The sequence below is a fragment of the Caballeronia udeis genome, from assembly GCF_001544555.2.
Classification (GTDB): Bacteria; Pseudomonadota; Gammaproteobacteria; order Burkholderiales; family Burkholderiaceae; genus Caballeronia; species Caballeronia udeis.
Genome location: NZ_FCOK02000078.1, coordinates 1 through 18,161 on the forward strand (window position 1 = coordinate 1; position 18,161 = coordinate 18,161).

Annotated in this window: 21 protein-coding genes, 1 tRNA gene and 1 pseudogene; 18 read left to right on the forward strand and 5 right to left on the reverse strand. The window is 60.3% G+C overall.

Features of this window, described 5'->3' with window-relative positions; translation table 11 throughout:
* A partial coding sequence (locus AWB69_RS36375) for a hypothetical protein (protein WP_156529086.1) occupies positions 1–203 on the reverse strand: 203 nt, incomplete at its 3' end.
* A gap of 277 nt (positions 204–480) precedes the next feature.
* Here AWB69_RS36375 and AWB69_RS36380 point away from each other — a divergent pair.
* From AWB69_RS36380 to AWB69_RS36455, 16 genes and pseudogenes are all read left to right on the forward strand, one after another.
* Positions 481–1,185, forward strand: coding sequence for a glutathione S-transferase N-terminal domain-containing protein (locus tag AWB69_RS36380; RefSeq protein WP_062091634.1), 705 nt, complete (start codon positions 481–483; stop codon positions 1,183–1,185).
* A gap of 328 nt (positions 1,186–1,513) precedes the next feature.
* Entirely contained in the window at positions 1,514–1,672 is a 159-nt protein-coding gene (locus AWB69_RS36385; protein WP_062091635.1) for a periplasmic nitrate reductase, NapE protein, read from the forward strand.
* Positions 1,673–1,731: 59 nt separating this feature from the next.
* Positions 1,732–2,067: a chaperone NapD gene (locus tag AWB69_RS36390; RefSeq protein WP_062091636.1), complete on the forward strand. Its 336-nt coding sequence runs from the start codon at positions 1,732–1,734 to the stop codon at positions 2,065–2,067.
* Positions 2,039–4,544: pseudogene (gene napA, locus AWB69_RS36395) on the forward strand (periplasmic nitrate reductase subunit alpha). Before AWB69_RS36390 ends, napA begins: the two are co-directional and overlap by 29 nt.
* A 10-nt stretch (positions 4,545–4,554) precedes the next feature.
* Positions 4,555–5,052: a nitrate reductase cytochrome c-type subunit gene (locus AWB69_RS36400; RefSeq protein WP_062091637.1), complete on the forward strand. Its 498-nt coding sequence runs from the start codon at positions 4,555–4,557 to the stop codon at positions 5,050–5,052.
* Between the two features lie 9 nt (positions 5,053–5,061).
* Positions 5,062–5,676: a NapC/NirT family cytochrome c gene (locus AWB69_RS36405; RefSeq protein ID WP_062091638.1), complete on the forward strand. Its 615-nt coding sequence runs from the start codon at positions 5,062–5,064 to the stop codon at positions 5,674–5,676.
* 11 nt (positions 5,677–5,687) lie between these two features.
* Positions 5,688–6,383: a cytochrome c biogenesis heme-transporting ATPase CcmA gene (gene ccmA / locus AWB69_RS36410; protein ID WP_062091639.1), complete on the forward strand. Its 696-nt coding sequence runs from the start codon at positions 5,688–5,690 to the stop codon at positions 6,381–6,383.
* Complete coding sequence (gene ccmB / locus AWB69_RS36415) at positions 6,371–7,039, forward strand: heme exporter protein CcmB (RefSeq protein ID WP_062091640.1); 669 nt, start codon at positions 6,371–6,373, stop codon at positions 7,037–7,039. The genes ccmA and ccmB overlap by 13 nt, the downstream gene beginning before the upstream one ends.
* A 26-nt stretch (positions 7,040–7,065) precedes the next feature.
* Positions 7,066–7,785 (forward strand): heme ABC transporter permease CcmC, encoded by a 720-nt coding sequence (gene ccmC / locus AWB69_RS36420; RefSeq protein WP_156529087.1) that lies wholly within the window; start codon positions 7,066–7,068, stop codon positions 7,783–7,785.
* A complete protein-coding gene (gene ccmD, locus AWB69_RS36425) occupies positions 7,785–7,973 on the forward strand; it encodes a heme exporter protein CcmD (RefSeq protein WP_062091642.1) in 189 nt (62 codons plus the stop codon). Before ccmC ends, ccmD begins: the two co-directional genes overlap by 1 nt.
* Positions 7,970–8,443 (forward strand): cytochrome c maturation protein CcmE, encoded by a 474-nt coding sequence (gene ccmE, locus AWB69_RS36430; RefSeq protein ID WP_062091643.1) that lies wholly within the window; start codon positions 7,970–7,972, stop codon positions 8,441–8,443. Before ccmD ends, ccmE begins: the two co-directional genes overlap by 4 nt.
* Positions 8,440–10,488, forward strand: coding sequence for a heme lyase CcmF/NrfE family subunit (locus AWB69_RS36435; protein WP_082913749.1), 2,049 nt, complete (start codon positions 8,440–8,442; stop codon positions 10,486–10,488). Before ccmE ends, AWB69_RS36435 begins: the two co-directional genes overlap by 4 nt.
* The gene (locus tag AWB69_RS36440) at positions 10,485–11,024 is read left to right on the forward strand and encodes a DsbE family thiol:disulfide interchange protein (protein WP_062091644.1); all 540 of its coding nucleotides are present in this window, start codon (positions 10,485–10,487) and stop codon (positions 11,022–11,024) included. The genes AWB69_RS36435 and AWB69_RS36440 overlap by 4 nt, the downstream gene beginning before the upstream one ends.
* Positions 11,017–11,496 (forward strand): cytochrome c-type biogenesis protein, encoded by a 480-nt coding sequence (locus tag AWB69_RS36445; protein ID WP_062890668.1) that lies wholly within the window; start codon positions 11,017–11,019, stop codon positions 11,494–11,496. Before AWB69_RS36440 ends, AWB69_RS36445 begins: the two co-directional genes overlap by 8 nt.
* A complete protein-coding gene (gene ccmI / locus AWB69_RS36450; protein ID WP_062091645.1) occupies positions 11,493–12,683 on the forward strand; it encodes a c-type cytochrome biogenesis protein CcmI in 1,191 nt (396 codons plus the stop codon). Before AWB69_RS36445 ends, ccmI begins: the two co-directional genes overlap by 4 nt.
* A gap of 102 nt (positions 12,684–12,785) precedes the next feature.
* The gene (locus AWB69_RS36455) at positions 12,786–13,523 is read left to right on the forward strand and encodes a ribonuclease HI family protein (protein WP_063977981.1); all 738 of its coding nucleotides are present in this window, start codon (positions 12,786–12,788) and stop codon (positions 13,521–13,523) included.
* Here AWB69_RS36455 and AWB69_RS36460 read toward each other — a convergent pair.
* Complete coding sequence (locus AWB69_RS36460) at positions 13,463–14,194, reverse strand: SDR family oxidoreductase (protein WP_062091646.1); 732 nt, start codon at positions 14,192–14,194, stop codon at positions 13,463–13,465. The two genes, AWB69_RS36455 and AWB69_RS36460, sit on opposite strands and share 61 nt — an antisense overlap.
* Positions 14,195–14,591: 397 nt before the next feature.
* Between AWB69_RS36460 and AWB69_RS36465 the strand changes: the two genes are divergently transcribed.
* Both AWB69_RS36465 and AWB69_RS36470 read left to right on the forward strand, forming a co-directional pair.
* Complete coding sequence (locus AWB69_RS36465; protein WP_062091647.1) at positions 14,592–16,124, forward strand: peptide MFS transporter; 1,533 nt, start codon at positions 14,592–14,594, stop codon at positions 16,122–16,124.
* A gap of 78 nt (positions 16,125–16,202) precedes the next feature.
* Positions 16,203–16,279, forward strand: a tRNA-Met gene (locus AWB69_RS36470).
* 484 nt (positions 16,280–16,763) lie between these two features.
* Here the strand turns inward: AWB69_RS36470 and rpsU are convergent.
* From rpsU to AWB69_RS36485, 3 genes are all read right to left on the reverse strand, one after another.
* Positions 16,764–16,976 carry a 30S ribosomal protein S21 gene (gene rpsU, locus AWB69_RS36475; protein ID WP_006999077.1) on the reverse strand — a complete coding sequence of 71 codons (213 nt, stop codon included), beginning with the start codon at positions 16,974–16,976 and terminating at the stop codon, positions 16,764–16,766.
* Between the two features lie 220 nt (positions 16,977–17,196).
* Complete coding sequence (locus AWB69_RS36480) at positions 17,197–17,544, reverse strand: 2Fe-2S iron-sulfur cluster-binding protein (RefSeq protein ID WP_062091648.1); 348 nt, start codon at positions 17,542–17,544, stop codon at positions 17,197–17,199.
* A 9-nt stretch (positions 17,545–17,553) separates the two neighbouring features.
* A complete protein-coding gene (locus AWB69_RS36485) occupies positions 17,554–18,147 on the reverse strand; it encodes an IMPACT family protein (protein WP_062091649.1) in 594 nt (197 codons plus the stop codon).
* Positions 18,148–18,161 lie beyond the last annotated feature (14 nt).

Here is an 18,161-nt window from a genome sequence, read left to right on the forward strand (position 1 = left end):
TGCCACTGGTCCAGCTCCGTTTGCAGCCGGTCGCGTTCGGCGAGCAGCGCGCGGTTCTTCGGCGCGAGGTCGTGGACAAGGGCGTCGAAACCTTTCCAGAACGCTTCGCTCTCAATGCCGATGCCCGACAGCGCTTCATCATCGACGTACTGGCTGAGCTCGGCTGCAACCTGTAATCCGTTTCGCTTGATCATCTGACTCATGGGTAACTCCAGCTCTGTTTGTATTCGGTGCAATTGCGCGTAGCCGCATGCGGTGTATTCGACATTCGATATAACCACCATGTTAACGCTTCTTTATCGATCCGATCCGATCTGGCCGCGTCGCGGTGCCGCGTGAAAAGACAAACGCCCCCGGAATGTCTATATTTGTCGTCCTGTACACCCGGACAACCCAACGCCCGATCAGGCGAGCCGTCGCCTTGTATCGCCGAGCACGCTCTTCCAGAGTCTTAAAGTCTGAACGTTCAAAAGGATATCCATGACCGACTTGTCCGCTTTCCCCATCACGGCAAAATGGCCTGCGCAGCATCCCGACCGGATTCAGCTCTATTCGCTGCCGACGCCCAACGGCGTGAAGGTCTCGATCATGCTGGAGGAGACCGGGCTGCCGTACGAGCCGCATCTGGTGAGCTTCGAGACCAACGACCAGATGTCGCCGGCGTTTTTATCGCTGAACCCGAACAACAAGATTCCGGCGATCATCGATCCCAATGGCCCGGGCGGCAAGCCGCTCGCGCTCTTCGAATCGGGCGCCATCCTGATCTATCTCGCCGACAAAACCGGCCAGTTCATCCCGCAAGATGCAGCGGGCCGCTACGAGACCATCCAGTGGGTGATGTTCCAGATGGGCGGTATTGGCCCGATGTTCGGCCAGGTTGGTTTCTTTCACCGATTCGCCGGCAAGGAGTACGAAGACAAGCGCCCTCGCGACCGCTATGTCGCCGAGTCGAAGCGTCTGTTGGGCGTGGTCGAGCAGCGGCTGGCCGAGCGCAAGTGGATCATGGGCAACGACTACACGATCGCCGACATAGTGAGTTTTCCGTGGATCCGCAACCTGATCGGGTTCTATGACGCGGGCGGGCTGGTGGGCATCGAGAATTTCCCGAATGTCAGGCGTGCACTCGATGCGTTCGTCGCCAGGCCGGCGGTGGTGAGAGGGCTGGATATTCCGAAGCGGGGATGAGGGTGAGGTAGGTGTTTTTGCGACAAAGGCAGCCGCGCGCTGCCTTTGTTTATTCAAGCATTGGTTAATAACATTTCGCGGCGCGCTCGTCACTTGATTTTCAAGGATCGAGGTTCTGGATTGCAGGGTATTTCGGTTGAGTTTCTATAAATATAGATATAAAGATGCTTACTTTTATTAGTCCGTTTTAACTGCAACAATCGCTCGTTTCCTGTGTGTCCACAAAATAATAAATCCCTTGACGCTTTCCCTGCGTGCGCCAACAATCACTCCCAGAGCATCTCAAAAAACCGGTTCTTAATCGGAACGCCTCTCGTATTTCATAATCGTGACGGAAACTGAAACTCGCCTTCGAAAGACGGAAGAGCTCCGGAGCTTCCTCTTCCGGACCATTATCATGGTTCCTGTATTAACCATCATGTTCGTTGCCATTTATGGCTTCAGCGTGTGGTTCTATCAAATGCTGATCGGCGGTCCGCCTCACTGACTAACACTAACGCGCGGATTAATTCGTTTCATGTAATTGAAAGCGGCAGGAGCCGACTCATGTCTGCACGTCTGAAAAATGCATTCGTTGAATTCGTTTCAATTCCCGAAGCACATATCGCGGGAATCGTCGTGCATGCGAGTCAATCGAATCTTGAAAATATCAAGCAGGCAATTTCACTTCTGCCGGGTTCAGAGATTCACATGACAAGTCCCGAGGGAAAAATAATCGTGACGCTGGAGGCGCGCCGCTCAGTTGACATTGTCCATCAACTGAATGCCATTCACGCGCTTCCAGGCGTTTATTCAGCATCACTCGTTTATCAGCATCACGAGGATATCGAAGCGCTCGACCAGGAGATTCGCGATGAGCCTGACGCGTCGAAGCTTTATTAAACAGACGGCAGCGGCTACCGCTGCGTCGGCGGCCGGTGTCGTTTTGCCCGTTATCGCCGCTGGCGCGAACAAGGCCGCTGTCGCGATAGCGGAAGCTGACGTCACCTGGTCGAAAGCGCCATGCCGCTTCTGCGGGACAGGATGCGGCGCAACCGTGGGCGTGAAAGCGGGCAGGGTCGTGGCGACGCAGGGCGACCCGCTGGCCGAAGTGAACCGCGGCCTGAATTGCGTGAAGGGTTATTTCCTCTCGAAGATCATGTACGGCGAGGACCGTCTCACCACGCCGCTGCTGCGCATGAAGGACGGCAAGTACGCGAAGGACGGTGAGTTCACCCCGGTTTCGTGGGACCAGGCCTTCAGCACGATGGCCGAACAATTCAAGCGAGTGCTGAAAGAGAAGGGGCCGACCGCGGTCGGCATGTTCGGCTCGGGCCAGTGGACAGTGTTCGAAGGCTACGCGGCCGTGAAGCTCATGAAGGGCAGGGTTTCGCACCAACAATCTCGATCCGAACGCGCGGCATTGCATGGCGTCGGCGGTGACGGGTTTCATGCGCACCTTCGGCATGGACGAACCCATGGGCTGCTACGACGACATCGAGCAAGCCGACGCCTTCGTGCTCTGGGGATCGAACATGTCGGAGATGCATCCGATCCTGTGGACCCGCGTGACGGACCGCAAGCTGAGCGTCCCGAAGACGACGGTGGCGGTGCTGTCCACGTTCGAGCATCGCAGCTTTGATCTCGCCGACTATCGGGTGATCTTCACGCCGCAGTCCGACCTCGCGATCATGAACTACATCGCGAACGTGATCATCAAGACGAATCGCGTGAACAAGGACTTTGTTGCGAAGCACGTGACGTTCAACGAAGGCAACGCGGATATTGGTTACGGGCTCCGCCCTGATCATCCGTTGCAGAAAGCCGCCAAGAACGCGGGCGATCCGAATGGTTCGAAGCCGATGGATTTCGACGCGTTCGCGCATTTCGTCTCGAAGTACGACGCGGATTATGTGACGAAGCTTTCGGGCGTGCCGAAGGCAAAGCTCGACCAGCTTGCGGAGCTTTATGCCAATCCGGACATCAAGGTGATGTCGTTCTGGACCATGGGTTTCAACCAGCACACGCGCGGCACGTGGGCGAACAACATGATCTATAACCTGCATCTGCTGACCGGCAAGATCGCCACGCCGGGCAACAGTCCGTTCTCGCTGACCGGGCAACCGTCGGCGTGCGGCACGGCGCGGGAAGTGGGGACATTTTCGCATCGGCTGCCGGCGGACATGGTGGTCACGAACCCCGAGCACAGGGCGCACGCAGAACAGATCTGGCGGCTGCCGGCGGGCACGATTCCCGAGAAGCCCGGCTATCACGCGGTGATGCAGAACCGCATGCTGAAGGATGGCAAGCTGAACGCGTATTGGGTGATGTGCAACAACAACGTCCAGGCAGGCGCGAACCTGAATGAAGAAACGCTGCCGGGATATCGGAACCCTGAGAACTTCATTGTGGTGTCGGATGTGTATCCGACCGCCACGGCGGTATCCGCCGACCTGATCCTGCCCGCGGCGATGTGGGTCGAGAAGGAAGGTGCGTACGGCAACGCCGAGCGCCGGACGCAGTTCTGGCACCAGCTGGTGGAAGCGCCCACCGGCGCGCGCTCCGACCTATGGCAATTGATGGAGTTCTCGAAGCACTTCAAGGTCGAGGAAGTCTGGCCGCCCGAGTTGATTGCGAAAAGCCCGGGGTTGAAGGGCAAGACGCTATTCGATGTGCTCTATCGCAACGGACAAGTCGACAAATTTCCAAATAAAGATAGCAATCCGAATTACCAGAATGATGAGTCTAAGGCCTTTGGTTTTTATGTGCAGAAGGGGCTTTTCGAGGAATACGCGACCTTCGGCCGTGGTCATGGTCACGATCTTGCCCCGTTCGACGCTTATCACGAAGCGCGCGGTTTGCGTTGGCCGGTAGTCGACGGCAAGGAGACACGCTGGCGCTACAAGGAGGGATCGGATCCCTACGTAAAGGCGGGTACCGGTTATCAGTTCTACGGCAACAAGGACGGCCGAGCGGTGATTTTCGCGCTGCCGTACGAACCGCCGGCCGAAGCACCGGACAAGGATTTTCCGTTCTGGCTCGCAACAGGACGTGTGCTTGAGCACTGGCATTCCGGGTCAATGACCCGGCGTGTGCCGGAGTTGTATCGGGCGTTCCCGAACGCCGTCTGTTTCATGCATCCGGATGACGCAAAAACGCTCGGCCTGCGCCGTGGCGATGAAATCAAGGTGATGTCGCGGCGCAGTTTTATCCGCACGCGGGTCGAAACACGCGGTCGTGACAAACCGCCGCGCGGCCTCGTGTTCGTCCCGTGGTTCGACGCAAGTCAGTTGATCAACAAGGTGACGCTCGACGCCACCGACCCGATCTCGCTGCAGACCGACTACAAGAAGTGTGCCGTCAAGATTGTCAGAGTCTGAGGAGGCGGCCATGCGAGCGTGGACCGTGGTGGTTGCAGCAAGTCTTTGTGTTTTTTCCCATGCGGCGTCGACGCAACCGGTGATTCCCGCCGAGCCGTTTCACGACGCCATGCGCGGCACCACGCCGATCGATGAAGAGGCGAAACCGCCGCTGATTGCACCTATCGAAAACAAGGATGTCATCCGTGGCCGCGCTTATGCACAGCAGCCGCCGACGATCCCGCACAAGATCGACGGCTATCAACTCGACAAGAACGCCAACCGCTGCCTTGCGTGCCATGCGAGGAGCCGCGCGGCCGAGAGTGGAGCCGTGCCCATCGGCGTGTCGCACTACCTCACGCGAGACAACGCCACGCTCGGAAGCCTCTCGCCACGGCGCTATTTCTGCACGCAGTGTCATGTCCCGCAAGCCGATGCGAAGCCGCTTGTCGGCAACACGTTCAAGGATGCGGAAGATGTGCGCGTTGCGCCCGGGCCTGCTGGGCCGAACGCGGCCGGGAAGAAATAGGAGCGTGCGATGTTCGGCCTGATAAAGCGCTACTGGCAGACGATCAACCGCCCGAGCACCTACTACAGCCTGGGCTTCCTGACGCTCGGCGGTTTTATCGCGGGCGTGGTGTTCTGGGGAGCGTTCAACACGGCGCTGGAAGTGACCAGCACGGAAGCGTTTTGCACCAGTTGCCATGAGATGCACGACAACACCTTCGCCGAACTGAAGAGCACGATCCACTACAGCAACCGTAGCGGCGTGCGTGCCATTTGCTCGGATTGCCATGTGCCGCACAACTGGACGGACAAGATTGCGAGAAAGATGCAGGCGTCGAAGGAAGTGTGGGCGAAGGTGTTCGGCTCGGTCGACACGCGCGAGAAGTTCCACGACAAACGGCTCGAACTCGCCGAACACGAGTGGCGCCGCCTGAAAGCGAACAATTCGCTCGAGTGCCGCAATTGCCACTCTTTCGAGTCCATGGACTTCACGCGCCAGAGCCCGCGTGCGCAGAACGCGCACCAGCGCTTTCTAGCTACGGGCGAGAAGACGTGTATTGATTGCCACAAGGATATTGCACACGAATTGCCAAACATGACTCAGGCAATGCGGGATCAACAGTTGCGCGAAGCGCGTTCAAATTGAGAGGTCTATCGATGAATCAGAACTCGTTTGTTCCGTCGGAACGCTCGCCGGCAAGCTCTGGCGACGCACTTCTATCCGTTGACAAGCTGGCCTTCGACCGCGCCGGACAGATGCTCTTCAAAGACATCGCGTTCGACGTCGGGGCCGGTCAGGTGCTGCAGATCCATGGCCCTAACGGCAGCGGCAAGACCACGCTGCTGCGCGTGCTCGCAGGGCTGTTGCAACCAAGCGCGGGCACGGTGCGATGGCGTGGCAAGGACGCCCACGCCCGTCCCGACGTGTGGCGGCAATCGCTTGCGTATCTCGGGCATCTGAACGGTATTAGCGACGACCTGACCGCCGCAGAGAACCTCAGTTTCAGTTCGGTGCTCGGCGAGGTTGCCGAAGAGCGTGTGGAGGTCGAGGAGGAAGCGCTCAAGAGCGTGGGGCTCGATCGCTACCGGCATGCGATCGTGCGTGGCCTGTCGCAGGGGCAAAAGCGCCGGCTCGCCATCTCGCGGCTGCTGCTGGAACACAAGCCGCTGTGGTTGCTTGACGAACCCGCCGCCGCACTCGACGCGGAGTCCTCCGGCGTGCTCGAGCGCTGTATCGCGGGACATATCGAACGCGGCGGAATCGTCTTGATGACTACGCACAAGCTCATTGCCACCGCGCCTTCCGCCACACGCAATCTTTACTTCGAACCGAGCGGCCGATGTTCCGACTGACGGCCGGCATCTTCCAGCGCGAACTGGCCCTGACGTGGCGGCGACGCACCGCCGCGCTCGTCTGCCTGCTGTTTTTCGTGATCGCAGCGAGCCTGTTTCCGCTTGCGGTCGGGGCGGACCCGGCGCTGCTACGGGCAATCGCGCCGGGCGTGTTGTGGGTGACCGCGCTGTTCGCAGCGATGCTTTCGCTCGGGCGTTTATTCGGCCCTGATTTCGCCGATGGCGCGCTGGACCAGATGCTGCTTTCGCCGCGCTCGCTGCTAACCATCGTCATGGCGAAGATCGGTGCTCACTGGCTCACGAGCGGTTTCGCACTGGTGCTGCTTGCACCTGTCCTGGCGCTTCAATACGGCGTTTCCTTCGATGCCGTCTGCCGCCTGACGGCCGCATTATTGCTGGGGACACCTGTTCTTAGTCTCATCGGCTCAATGGGCGCAGCGCTGACGCTCGGTGTACGAGGCGGCGGCATGCTGCTCGCGGTATTGGTGCTTCCGCTCGAAACGCCGGTGCTGATTTTCGGCGCCAACGCCGCTGATCCATCACGTGCGGGCGTCTGGTCAGAGGCCAATTTTTCATTGCTTGGTGCGAGCTTGCTGGCGGCGCTCACACTGTGTCCGCTCGCGACGGCCGCGGCGTTACGTATCTCCACCGAATGAATCGGCGCAATGAGGACACATCGATCATGGGCTCATCTATCGCGCTGACCGGCTGGTTGCGCTATGCATCGCCGAGACCGTTTTATCGCCTGGCTGGGAAAATGATTCCCGGCTTCGCGATTGCCGCGTTGTTACTCGTGATGCCGGGCATCCAGATTGCGCTGTTCGTCGCACCCACTGACGCTGTGCAGGGTGACGTATATCGCATCATGTTCTTGCATGTGCCGGCGGCCTGGATGTCGATGCTGCTGTACGTCGTGATGGCGGTCTATGCGGCACTAGGCCTGATCCTCAACGCACGTCTCTCCGCAATGATGGCTCGGGCGATCGCTCCGACCGGCGCGCTCTTCACGGTCCTCGCGCTGGCAACGGGCGCGTTGTGGGGCCGCCCGACATGGGGCGCATGGTGGGTCTGGGACGCCCGGCTCACGTCTGAACTGATCCTTCTGTTCCTGTACCTGGGCTTTATTTCGCTGCATGGCGCCATCGACGACATCCGCCGTGCCGATCGCGCATGCGCCGTGCTGGCGATCGTTGGCGTAGTCAACGTGCCCGTGATCTATTTCTCGGTGCAGTGGTGGTACACGCTGCATCAGGGTGCATCGCTTTCGTTCGGCAGCGGGGTATCAATGGACAGCACGATGCTCGCCGGCCTCGTCGTGATGACGCTGGCGTTCTGGTGTTACGCGATTGCGATGGCGCTTGTGCGGGTGCGGCGGATTATCGATGAACGAGGGGCAGCGTGATGAACATCATGAACAGCTTGACCGGTGGTGACGGCGATCTCTGGTACCTGTGGGTTGCGTTTGATATCACTTTCCTCGTGCTTGCCATCGAGATTGCGATCACCGTTGGTTCGAACAGACGGCAGCGCAGGCGCGGGCATGAGGGCCAGTCGCGCCCGCGCGGCAGCACATTGACGGAGAAACCGTGAAGGGGCGCACGCGGCGCGCGTGCGGCGTCGCCGCCGGGCTTGTGGCGCTCGGCGGCGCAGCGGCGCTCGTGTTGAACGCGTTCAACGCTAACGTGATGTTTTTCGTCACGCCTACGCAGCTCGTCTCGGGGAACATGAAACACGCAGCACGACTGCGCGTAGGCGGTCTGGTTGCGCGCGGTTCGGTAGAACGCGATGCCGGCGGGCTGACCGTGCGTTTCATGATCACCGATACGGCACGCGAGATCCCGGTGCTGTATCGCGGCGTGCTGCCTGACCTGTTTCGCGAAGGCAAGGGGGTGGTGGCGCAGGGCAGGTTGTTGCCGGACGGTGTGTTCCTGGCGGATCAGGTGCTCGCCAAACACGACGAGAACTACATGCCGCCGGATGCCGCCGAAGCCATCAAACGCACGCGTTCCACGCTGCGGGTGTCCGACAGCGTACGCACTCCTGCGGGAGTCGCCCGATGATCCCCGAACTCGGCCAGTTCGCGTTGATCGTCGCGCTGCTGCTCGCGGTCACGACCGGCGTGTTGCCGCTTGTCGGTGCTGCTCGAGGGATTACCGGCTGGATGCGAAGCGCCTGGCCGCTTGCAAGAGCCCAATGCGGGTTCGTCACGATGGCATTCGCCTGTCTGGCGGTTTCGTTCATGGGCAACGATTTCTCGGTGGTGTATGTCGCCTCGAACTCCAATTCGATGCTGCCGCTCATCTACCGCTTGGCGGCCGTCTGGGGTGGTCATGAAGGTTCACTGCTGCTCTGGATCGTGCTGCTGACGTGGTGGATGATGGCGGTATCCGTATTCAGCAAACAGCTTCCCATGCCAATGGTCGCGCGCGTGCTCGGCGTGATGAGCTGGATCAACGTGGGTTTCCTGCTGTTCCTGCTCTGGACTTCCAATCCGTTCACGCGCCTCTTGCCGCCTGCCATGGACGGCCGCGATCTCAACCCGTTGTTGCAAGACCCGGGCATGGTGTCGCATCCACCCATTCTTTACATGGGGTATGTCGGCTTCGCCGTAGCGTTTTCGTTTGCCGTCTCGGCGTTGTTGTCAGGTGAGCTCGACGCCGCCTGGGCGCGTTGGTCACGCCCCTGGACCACGGCCGCGTGGACCTTCCTTACGCTTGGCATCATGCTCGGCAGCGGCTGGGCATATTACGAACTGGGTTGGGGCGGATGGTGGTTCTGGGACCCGGTGGAGAACGCGTCGTTCATGCCGTGGCTTGTCGGCACCGCGCTGATGCACTCGCTCGCCGTCACGGACAAACGCGGCAGTTTTCGCGCATGGACCGTGCTGCTTGCGATCTGCGCGTTTTCGTTGAGCCTGCTTGGCACGTTCCTCGTACGCTCGGGAGTCGTTACGTCGGTGCATGCATTCGCCAGCGATCCCACGCGCGGCATTTTCATCCTCGTGTTCCTGTCGATAGTGACCGGTGGCGCATTGACGCTGTTCGCATGGCGCGCACCGAAGATCGGACTGGGTCCGGGGTTCGCGCTGGTATCGCGTGAGTCGCTGCTGTTATCGAATAACGTGTTGTTGATGGTCGCAGCCGCTTCCGTGCTGCTCGGTACGCTGTATCCGCTCCTGCTCGACGTGCTCGGGCTCGGGAAAATTTCCGTGGGTGCGCCGTATTTCGACACGGTCTTCGTGCCGTTGATGACGCCCGCCGTGTTCCTGATGGGCATTGGACCGATCGCTCGATGGAAGTCCGCGCGCTTGCCTGACATCGCCGTGCGTTTGTGCTGGGCGGCGCTGGTCAGTGTGGCCTCGGCGGCCGTGTTGCCGTGGCTCACGGGCGAGTGGAAGCCACTGGTCGCGTTGGGCATGCTGCTGGCTGTGTGGTGCGCGGCGAGCATGCTCACTGCGGTGGCCGGACGTATAGGAGAGCAGCATGGACCTTGGATCATGCGATTCTTCCATGTGCCGCGCGGCTTCTACGGCATGCTGGTTGCGCACTTCGGCATCGGGATTTTTATCGCCGGGGTGACGCTGGTCAAAGGTTATGAAACCGCTGGCGACGCCAGGCTCGATACCGGGCAATCGATTGAAGCGGGCGGCTACAGCTTCCGCTTCGACGGCACGAAGGAGATCGCCGGTCCGAACTATCGCGCGTTGCGAGCGAACGTGATCGTGAGCCGCGAAGGACGCGTGGTTGCGTTGATGCACCCGGAGAAACGTTTCTTCCCTGTGCAGAAAACGACAATGACCGAAGCTGCCGTCAACCGGGGTCTGTTCCGCGATCTCTACGTCGCACTCGGCGACGCAGCTGAAAACAGCAACACCGCATGGACGGTGCGCGTGCAGATCAAGCCGTTCGTCGACTGGATCTGGGCCGGTTGCCTGTTGATGGCGTTTGGCGGCGTGTTGGCGGCGAGCGACCGTCGGTATCGGCTAGCCGTGCGAGAGAAGCGGGAGAAGCGGGAGAAGCGAGAGCTTGCGTCGAGCGCGGTTCGCGCAAGGGTTCGGACTCAAGCGGCGATTGCGGCGGCGAACGTAAAGGAGACGGGATCATGAAACGCTTCCTGCTCCCGCTGATTTTCTTCGCCGGCTTGAGCGTGGTGTTGGCGGCGTCGCTATCCAACGATCCAAGACGCCTGCCGTCGACGTTCATCGGCAAGCAGGCACCCGCGTTCGACCTGCCACGTCTCGATGCCGCCGACCGGCGGTTGTCGCCGGAAGCGTTGCGCGGCCAGGTGTGGGTGATGAACGTGTGGGCGTCGTGGTGCGAGTCGTGCCGTGATGAACATGCGGCGCTCGTGGCGCTCGCGCGCAGGAATATCGTGCCGATCTACGGACTCGACTACAAGGACAATCCCGACGCGGCGCAGCAATGGCTCAAGCAGGCGGGCGATCCGTATATCGCCACGATGGTGGATCACTCGGGGCAGACAGGTATCGACTATGGCGTGTATGGCGTGCCGGAAACGTTTATTGTCGACCGGCGTGGCGTGATCCGCTTCAAACGTTCGGGACCGCTGACGCAAGCCGCGCTCGATACCCAGATACTCCCGCTGGTACGCACGCTTCAGGGCGAGGGTAGCGATGAATAGGATCGTGGTCGGGTTGCTGGTCGTGCTGTGGTGCGTGTCGGTAAAGGGCGAGGGCAGCGCCAGTACGAGTGCGGGAATCATCGAGACTGCCAGCGGCAACCCTGAAGTCGCTGCGCGCATCCGCCGGCTCGAGTCGAGCTTTCGTTGCCTCGTGTGCCAGAACGAAACCATCGCGGATTCCACCGCCGATCTCGCCGCCGATCTGCGTATGAACATTCACGAGCAAGTGCAGCAGGGCGCAACCGATGCGCAGATTCGCGAGTACATGGTCACGCGTTATGGAGATTTCGTTCTTTACGATCCGCCGTTCAAGACGCTGACCTGGGTGCTGTGGCTCGGTCCATTTGTGCTCCTTGCGCTTGCCTTCGGCGTGCTCATCGGCATTGTTATCCACCGTAGGAATCTCACAGCGCCACCGCTCACCGACCTCCAGCGGCAACGCGCCCGACGTCTGCTTGGAACCCGGTCATGATCACCTTCTGGATCATTGCCGCCGTGATGTTGATCGCGGCTATCTTGTGCGCGATCGTGCCGTTAATGCAGGAGGAAAGTGCAACCGGTGCGCCTAAGGCCCGGGCGTTGACCGTGTCGCTGTATCGGCGGGAATTGGCGGAGGCCGCTGCCGATCTGCGTACCGGCGCGTTGTCGCAGGATCAGTATGCAAGCCTGCGTGGCGATATCGAACAGCGCGTGCTTGGCGACACCTCCGCTACGCCGTCGCGCGCTCGCCGGTCCACGCCGAGCGCAGTTGCACGCGCTGTAACCTGTGCGTTGCTGATCGCATTTTTCCCGAGCGTTGCGTGTCTGCTGTATCTGAAGCTGGGGCAACCGGCTGCGCTCAAGCTGGACGACTCGATAGGCGTCTCGCACGACATGTCGTCGTTCTCGGTGGAGATGATGGTGTCGCGGCTTGCGTTTCGTTTGCGTGATCATGCGCCAGATTCCCGCGATGCCGCCGGCTGGGCCACGCTCGCGCGCTCCTATTCGGTGCTCGAGCGGCCGGCGGACGCGGTCGCGGCCTACGCGAAGGCGGTCGCGCTCGAGCCGCGTGATGCGCCGCTGCGGGCCGATTTTGCCGATGCTATCGGCAGCGCGAACGACGGCCGTCTCGAGGGACGTGCGGAGGAGGAAATCGCCGCGGCACTCGCCATCGATCCCGCTGATCCTAAAGCGCTTGCGTTGGCGGCATCGGCGGCGTTCCAGGCGCGGAGCTACTCCGGCGCGATCGGCTATTGGCACCGGCTGCTCGCGACGCTCAAGACCGATTCGCCGATGGCCGTCCAGGTGCGCAAGAATATCGACGAGGCGGTGAGCTTGAGTGCGGTCACCGTGGACATTCGAATGGCCGATGACGCGCACGTCGCCTCCGACGCGGCAGTGATTGTGGAGGCTCGTACAGAGGACGTCCCGGCTACGACGAACTCAACGAACACGTTGCTCGCCGAACGCCGGTTGGCTGCGGGCGCACTTCCCACGACAATTGTTCTCGATGATTCGCTTGCGATCAATGCAAGCGACACGCTGTCGGCGCATCAGCAGGTTGAGGTGGAGGCACGAATCGCTTCGACAGCCGGAGGGCCCGATCTGAGCGGACGAAGCGACGCCCGGGGATTGGAGAATCGGCGCGCCAGCGTGGTGATCGCGGCGTCATCGCCATAGGCGCGTGATCTCGTGACATGGCCCGGCGCCTCAGCGCCGCCAATTTCGGGCGCGCTGCAAAAAACTTGTTAAGCTCCGCATTCGATCACTTTAACGCCCGGCATGTTCGAGTTCGAAGAGCTATTGCTGATTGCCTACAAGAAGGAGCGCACGATGAGCCGGCGGTTGTCGAAGCTCACCTCGCTCTCTGCCCACGCCGCTTTGACCCGGACACTGGAAAAAGCCGCCGGCGCGCAGACGCTCGCGGAGCTTGTGAGCGCGCGACATCGGGAAAGGGCCGCAACAGAACACGCGCGAGGCCACCGTGAGCAAGCGCGGGCGGCCGCGCGCGAGGCCGGAAAGGTGCGACCCGCCATTCGCGATGCCGCGGCATGGCACGCGTGGTTCGACGGTTCGGCGCATCCGAATCCCGGCAAGATTGGCATTGGCGGTGTGCTGGAGAGCCCGGACGGCGACGTTGTGAAGATCAGTACGCTGGCCGGCCATGGCGACAGCTGCGAGGCGGAATATCTTGCGCTGATCGCGGTGCTCGAAGCGGCCGTGTCCCGCAGGCCGGCGCCGGCCAGACTGGTGATCCACGGCGACAGTCAGGTCGTGATTGAAGACGTGCTTCGGGACGAAGCCAGCAGCGCGCCCGCGCTAAGTTCATACGCCACGCAGGCACGCAGTCTGATCGCGCAACTCGCCGATGTTCGCCTGCAGTGGATTCCGCGCGCCCGCAACGCAGCCGCCGACGCGCTGTCGCAGCACGCCATTCGCGGCGGCGCCCATGCAGATCCTCAGGACAGGTCGCGTACGTCTACCACGGGCGAGTCGCCGAACGTATCGCCCAACGCGTAGTCGAGTACTTTTCGTGCAGCGTCGGCCGGTGTAGAAAGCTGGCCGTTGCGTTTGAGGTCATCGAATTTTTCCCGCAACGGGAAATGCTCGAGACCCGTGCCGCGAATCTCGGCTTGCATGTCCGTATCGACAACACCTGGCGCGACGCTGGACACTCGCAACGCCCGGTTGTTATCCAGCGCGACTGCGCGGGCATGATGATCGAGCGCCGCCTTGGTCGCGCAATAGATGCTCCAGCCAGGGTACGGGTTACGCGCCGCGCCGCTCGAGATATGTACGATCCGTCGGTCGGAAGCCGTCGGGCTTGCGGCTGCCACTGCCGCTGCCAACATCAACGGCGCTGCCACGTTCAGGCTCACCGCGCGCCCGATCGCGCTCACATTCTGCCCTTCAATTCCGCCCACCGGCTGCAGCATGCCGGCGTTGTTGATCAGCAGCACGGTATGCGCACCATCGATAAACCGGGCGAGCGTTTCAGTTTCGAGCCATCCGCCGAGCGCAGCGGGATTTGCGAGATCGAGTTCGACTTCCTGCAGCAGGGGCGAGGCGGGTGTGTTGCTGCCGGTACGCGACACCCCGAGCACCGCAATGCCGCGTGACTGCATGAGGTGGGCGAGCGCCGCACCGAGGCCGCGTGTATGACCGGTGAGAATCGCCTTGATCGTGTTCATGTCCATGCAACCTGAAGGTTAATTGAGGACATAAAGTTACCACGAGTTTCAGAAAGGCTGACGACGAGGACGATTTCAACAAATAGATCGTTATGCGAAATAATATAAAGAATGCATAAAACAAAAATCGATCCAATCAGAATGAGAGTTGACGCGAATCAAACAATAGCGTCGTAAAAGCGCTCCGGCGCATCGTTCAATTTCCAGTTCCCGCTTTAGTGTCAAAAAACTGAACGCTGTATGTGCAAGCCTTTGTCACACATTTTCAGGCGGTGCTGTGATAATCGCGACTCTACATGTATCGGACTCCTGTATTAATGAATCTCCCGCATTGTTTTTCCCCTTGTCAGCTGTCGGGCTTTGATGCAGCGAGCGTTTCACCTTATCGGACATACCCATGACACCACATCCGTCCGGCACGTCTCAGACGCGCTCGTTCACGACCGTTTTCCTGATCGAGATGTGGGAGCGTTTCGGCTATTACGGCATGGCCGCGTTGCTCGTTCTGTTCATGATCGACAAGCTCGGTTTCGCCGATTCCCACGCGAACCTAACATGGGGCGCGTTCACCGCGCTCGTGTTCTCCGCGCCGGCAATCGGCGGATGGATCGGCGACAAGGTGCTGGGTGCGCGCCGCACGATGATCTTCGGCGCGTGTGTTCTGGCATCGGGTTATCTGATGCTCTCCATTCCGTTCGATTCATTGGGCTACCTGTATGCGGCGCTTGGGGTGATCGTGGTCGGCAACGGCCTCTTCAAGGCGAACGCGGCGAATCTCGTGCGGCGCATTTACGAGGGCGACGACGCACGCCTCGACAGCGCGTTCACCATCTACTACATGTCGGTCAATATCGGCTCGACCATTTCAATGCTCGCAACGCCGTGGATCAAGGATCACTGGGGCTGGCACACAGCCTTTGCCGTATGTTTCGCCGGAATGGTGCTCGGGCTGGTCAATTTCATGCTGATGCGCAGGACGGTCGGGCGCATTGGTTCGGCCCCTGACGATGAACCCATGAACTGGGGGTACTTTGGTGCGGTCGTGGCGGGGGCGGTGGCCCTGGGCCTTGCGACGGTATTCGTGCTGCAGAACGAGCGCGTGGCGGCAATCTGCGTGTACGGAGCGGGTCTCGTCGTACTTGCCATCTTCGGCTGGATGCTGCTGAAAAGTGATCGAAGCGAACGCGCCGGCCTGCTTGCCGCGTTAATCCTTACGTTGCAGGTCATCTTGTTCTTCATCTTTTATCAGCAGATGTCCACGTCACTGACCTTGTTCGCGCTGCGCAACGTGAATGCGTCATTCACGTTCTTCAACGTGACCCTGTTCTCATGGAGCGCGGCGCAATTCCAGGCGTTGAATCCGCTCTGGATCATGCTGCTGAGTCCCTTTCTCGCGATCGCGTATGCGAGGCTCGCGAATAGCGGCCACGACATTCCCATTGCGGTGAAGTACGCACTGGGTTTCATGGTGGTCGCGCTGGGCTTTTTTGTGTTCGCTTTCAGCGGCCGTTATGCGGTTGATGGCCGCGTGTCTTCGTGGTTCATGGTCGGAGGCTACGGGCTATATTCGCTCGGCGAACTGCTGGTGTCCGGACTCGGCCTCGCGGTGATCGCCCACTACGTGCCCGCACGCATGAGCGGTTTCATGATGGGAGCGTATTACGTCGCGACGGGGGTGTCGCAATACCTGGGCAGTGTGGTCGCCAACTTCGCGCGCATGCCGTCGAACGATCTCGATTCGCTGCAATCCCTGCCGCTTTATACCAAGCTCTTTTTTGGGCTCGGCTGGCTTGCGGCAGGCGGGGCAGCAGTGGCAATCATCCTGCTGCCGTTGTTGAATCGCCTGTCACGAGAACATAGGCGTTGTGTGGACGCGGTACGGTCTGGCACTGATCCGTTCGCTCCGGCGAAGCCGGCATCGCTGCAATGACGTCAACGCACTCACACTCATCATCAATATTCTTCGATTCGGTTTGACCTGACATACCCTTAGCGCTATAATCTTTTTCGCGGGGTGGAGCAGTCTGGCAGCTCGTCGGGCTCATAACCCGAAGGTCGTAGGTTCAAATCCTACCCCCGCAACCAGAGATTCAACGCATAAAGCCCGGTCTATCCGGGCTTTATGCGTTTACGGCTGCGAATGGCGCGAAGACGCTTTGATAAGCAGTCGTGCAGCGCGCATGGAAGCATCATGCATGCGTCGAGCGGACGTATGAATTTATGTGGTTGAATTTATGTGGTTGAATTTATGCGGCTGAATTCATTGTGCGGCTGAATTTACTCAGTTGAATTCATCGAGTTGAATTCAAGCAAGGCAAGCGCAAAAAGCCCGCACGATATGAATCATGCAGGCTTTCGAATTCTGGATGTGTGGGCGCAGTCGATTCAGTTCGCTGCACCTTGAATTGATCGGCTAATCGAGCCGCAAATCAACCGCCGGGCTGGGGCGCAAGGGCTGGTACTGAGAGTCCGGCCTGTATCCGGGACGGTTCCAACACGCCCCCGGCTTATTCGGCGCTTCGATCGAACCGGGTCGACCTGCAAGCCGCCGTTCAGACGTACAACACCATCAATAGAATTTCTTGGGCAACTGCGCGCGACGGATCTGCTTGCGCAGGCGAGCAACAGCAGCAGCTTTCTTGCGCTTGCGCTCGGTGGTCGGCTTTTCATAAGCCATACGCGACTTCAGTTCCTGAATCAGGCCGGTACGTTCGACGGTGCGACGGAAACGGCGCATGGCGACGTCGAAAGGCTCGTTCTCTTTCAACAATACTTTAGTCATTGATATCTCAGTTGGTCTGGCCCTGCCAGAAAATTGGGCAAAACACAATTGTACACTTTTTGGAGCCTTAATTACAGGCTGGTGAACAATGGGACGCACTTCGCCGCTCGGGAATGCCATCGTATGTCTTTGATAAAAGACAACAATCCCGGATTACCCGGGTGGCGGCTTACGGTTATCGGCTGTTTGCGCAAAGGTGCACCGAGCCCAATTCGAAACGTCAAAAGCCCCGGCCGCGACCCGGTTTTGTGTCGGTGGAATTTGGAATTTCGAGGAAATCCACTTGATCGACAATCAGGTCGGACGTGGGAAGTGCCACGCACGGAAGAATCCAGCCGTCGGCTTTTTCGTCCGCACTCAGACCCGGCCAGTCGATCCGATACTGCACCGTGCCATCGACCAGGCGGCACAGGCACGCGCGGCACGTGCCGTTGCGGCACGAACTCGACAAGCGCAGCCGGTCAAGCGCGGCGGCTTCGAGGATCGTGGTCTGCCCGGTCGACGCGAAGCTGCGCCCCGACGGCAGCAGCGTGATCGTGAAAGACGGTGGATGGTCGGCGGTGCTCATGATGCTCACTCAGGGCGTTTTGGCAATGGCCGCACGGCCGTGGGTCAGGTCACGGATAATGTCAGCCGCCTGATCGCGCACGGCAAGCGGCATCCGGATTGACAGGCGGACGGTCATGCCGTAGCCGGGTTCATCGAGTGCATGGCCTTCCTGTTCAACCCAGCGCCGCACCCGCGCTTCGTCGGCGTAATCCACTTCCACTTCCAGCAGGCCGAGCGGCACGCGTTCGATGCGTTCGGCCAGTTGCATCGCGGTTGCAATGGCGTCGGTGTAAGCGCGCACCAGACCGCCCGCGCCGAGTTTGATACCGCCGTAGTAGCGCACGACGGCAGCCAGCACGCCGTCCACTTCATGGTGGCGCAGCACCTCCAGGATCGGCCGGCCGGCGGTGCCGGAAGGCTCGCCATCGTCCGACATGCCGGATTCGCCGCCCGCCAGCAGCGCCCAGCAGACATGCGTGGCACCGGGGTGCAGGGCGCGCAGCGTATCGAGTTCGAGCATTGCAGCGGCGCGATCGGCGACGGGTATTGCCAGTGCGATAAAACGGCTTTTGCGAATGTCGATTTCGGCACTGACGGCGGCAGCGAGGGTGTAAGTGGGCAACTAAAGCTCAGACT

Bases quoted from the DNA above. Each gene is read 5' to 3' on its own strand.
- AWB69_RS36380 (WP_062091634.1), top strand. From the start codon at position 481: ATGACCGACTTGTCCGCTTTCCCCATCACGGCAAAATGGCCTGCGCAG.
- AWB69_RS36390 (WP_062091636.1), top strand. From the start codon at position 1,732: ATGTCTGCACGTCTGAAAAATGCATTCGTTGAATTCGTTTCAATTCCC.
- AWB69_RS36400 (WP_062091637.1), top strand. From the start codon at position 4,555: ATGCGAGCGTGGACCGTGGTGGTTGCAGCAAGTCTTTGTGTTTTTTCC.
- AWB69_RS36405 (WP_062091638.1), top strand. From the start codon at position 5,062: ATGTTCGGCCTGATAAAGCGCTACTGGCAGACGATCAACCGCCCGAGC.
- ccmA (WP_062091639.1), top strand. From the start codon at position 5,688: ATGAATCAGAACTCGTTTGTTCCGTCGGAACGCTCGCCGGCAAGCTCT.
- ccmB (WP_062091640.1), top strand. From the start codon at position 6,371: ATGTTCCGACTGACGGCCGGCATCTTCCAGCGCGAACTGGCCCTGACG.
- ccmC (WP_156529087.1), top strand. From the start codon at position 7,066: ATGGGCTCATCTATCGCGCTGACCGGCTGGTTGCGCTATGCATCGCCG.
- ccmD (WP_062091642.1), top strand. From the start codon at position 7,785: ATGAACATCATGAACAGCTTGACCGGTGGTGACGGCGATCTCTGGTAC.
- AWB69_RS36435 (WP_082913749.1), top strand. From the start codon at position 8,440: ATGATCCCCGAACTCGGCCAGTTCGCGTTGATCGTCGCGCTGCTGCTC.
- AWB69_RS36440 (WP_062091644.1), top strand. From the start codon at position 10,485: ATGAAACGCTTCCTGCTCCCGCTGATTTTCTTCGCCGGCTTGAGCGTG.
- AWB69_RS36445 (WP_062890668.1), top strand. From the start codon at position 11,017: ATGAATAGGATCGTGGTCGGGTTGCTGGTCGTGCTGTGGTGCGTGTCG.
- ccmI (WP_062091645.1), top strand. From the start codon at position 11,493: ATGATCACCTTCTGGATCATTGCCGCCGTGATGTTGATCGCGGCTATC.
- AWB69_RS36455 (WP_063977981.1), top strand. From the start codon at position 12,786: ATGTTCGAGTTCGAAGAGCTATTGCTGATTGCCTACAAGAAGGAGCGC.
- AWB69_RS36460 (WP_062091646.1), bottom strand. From the start codon at position 14,194: ATGAACACGATCAAGGCGATTCTCACCGGTCATACACGCGGCCTCGGT.
- AWB69_RS36465 (WP_062091647.1), top strand. From the start codon at position 14,592: ATGACACCACATCCGTCCGGCACGTCTCAGACGCGCTCGTTCACGACC.
- rpsU (WP_006999077.1), bottom strand. From the start codon at position 16,976: ATGACTAAAGTATTGTTGAAAGAGAACGAGCCTTTCGACGTCGCCATG.
- AWB69_RS36480 (WP_062091648.1), bottom strand. From the start codon at position 17,544: ATGAGCACCGCCGACCATCCACCGTCTTTCACGATCACGCTGCTGCCG.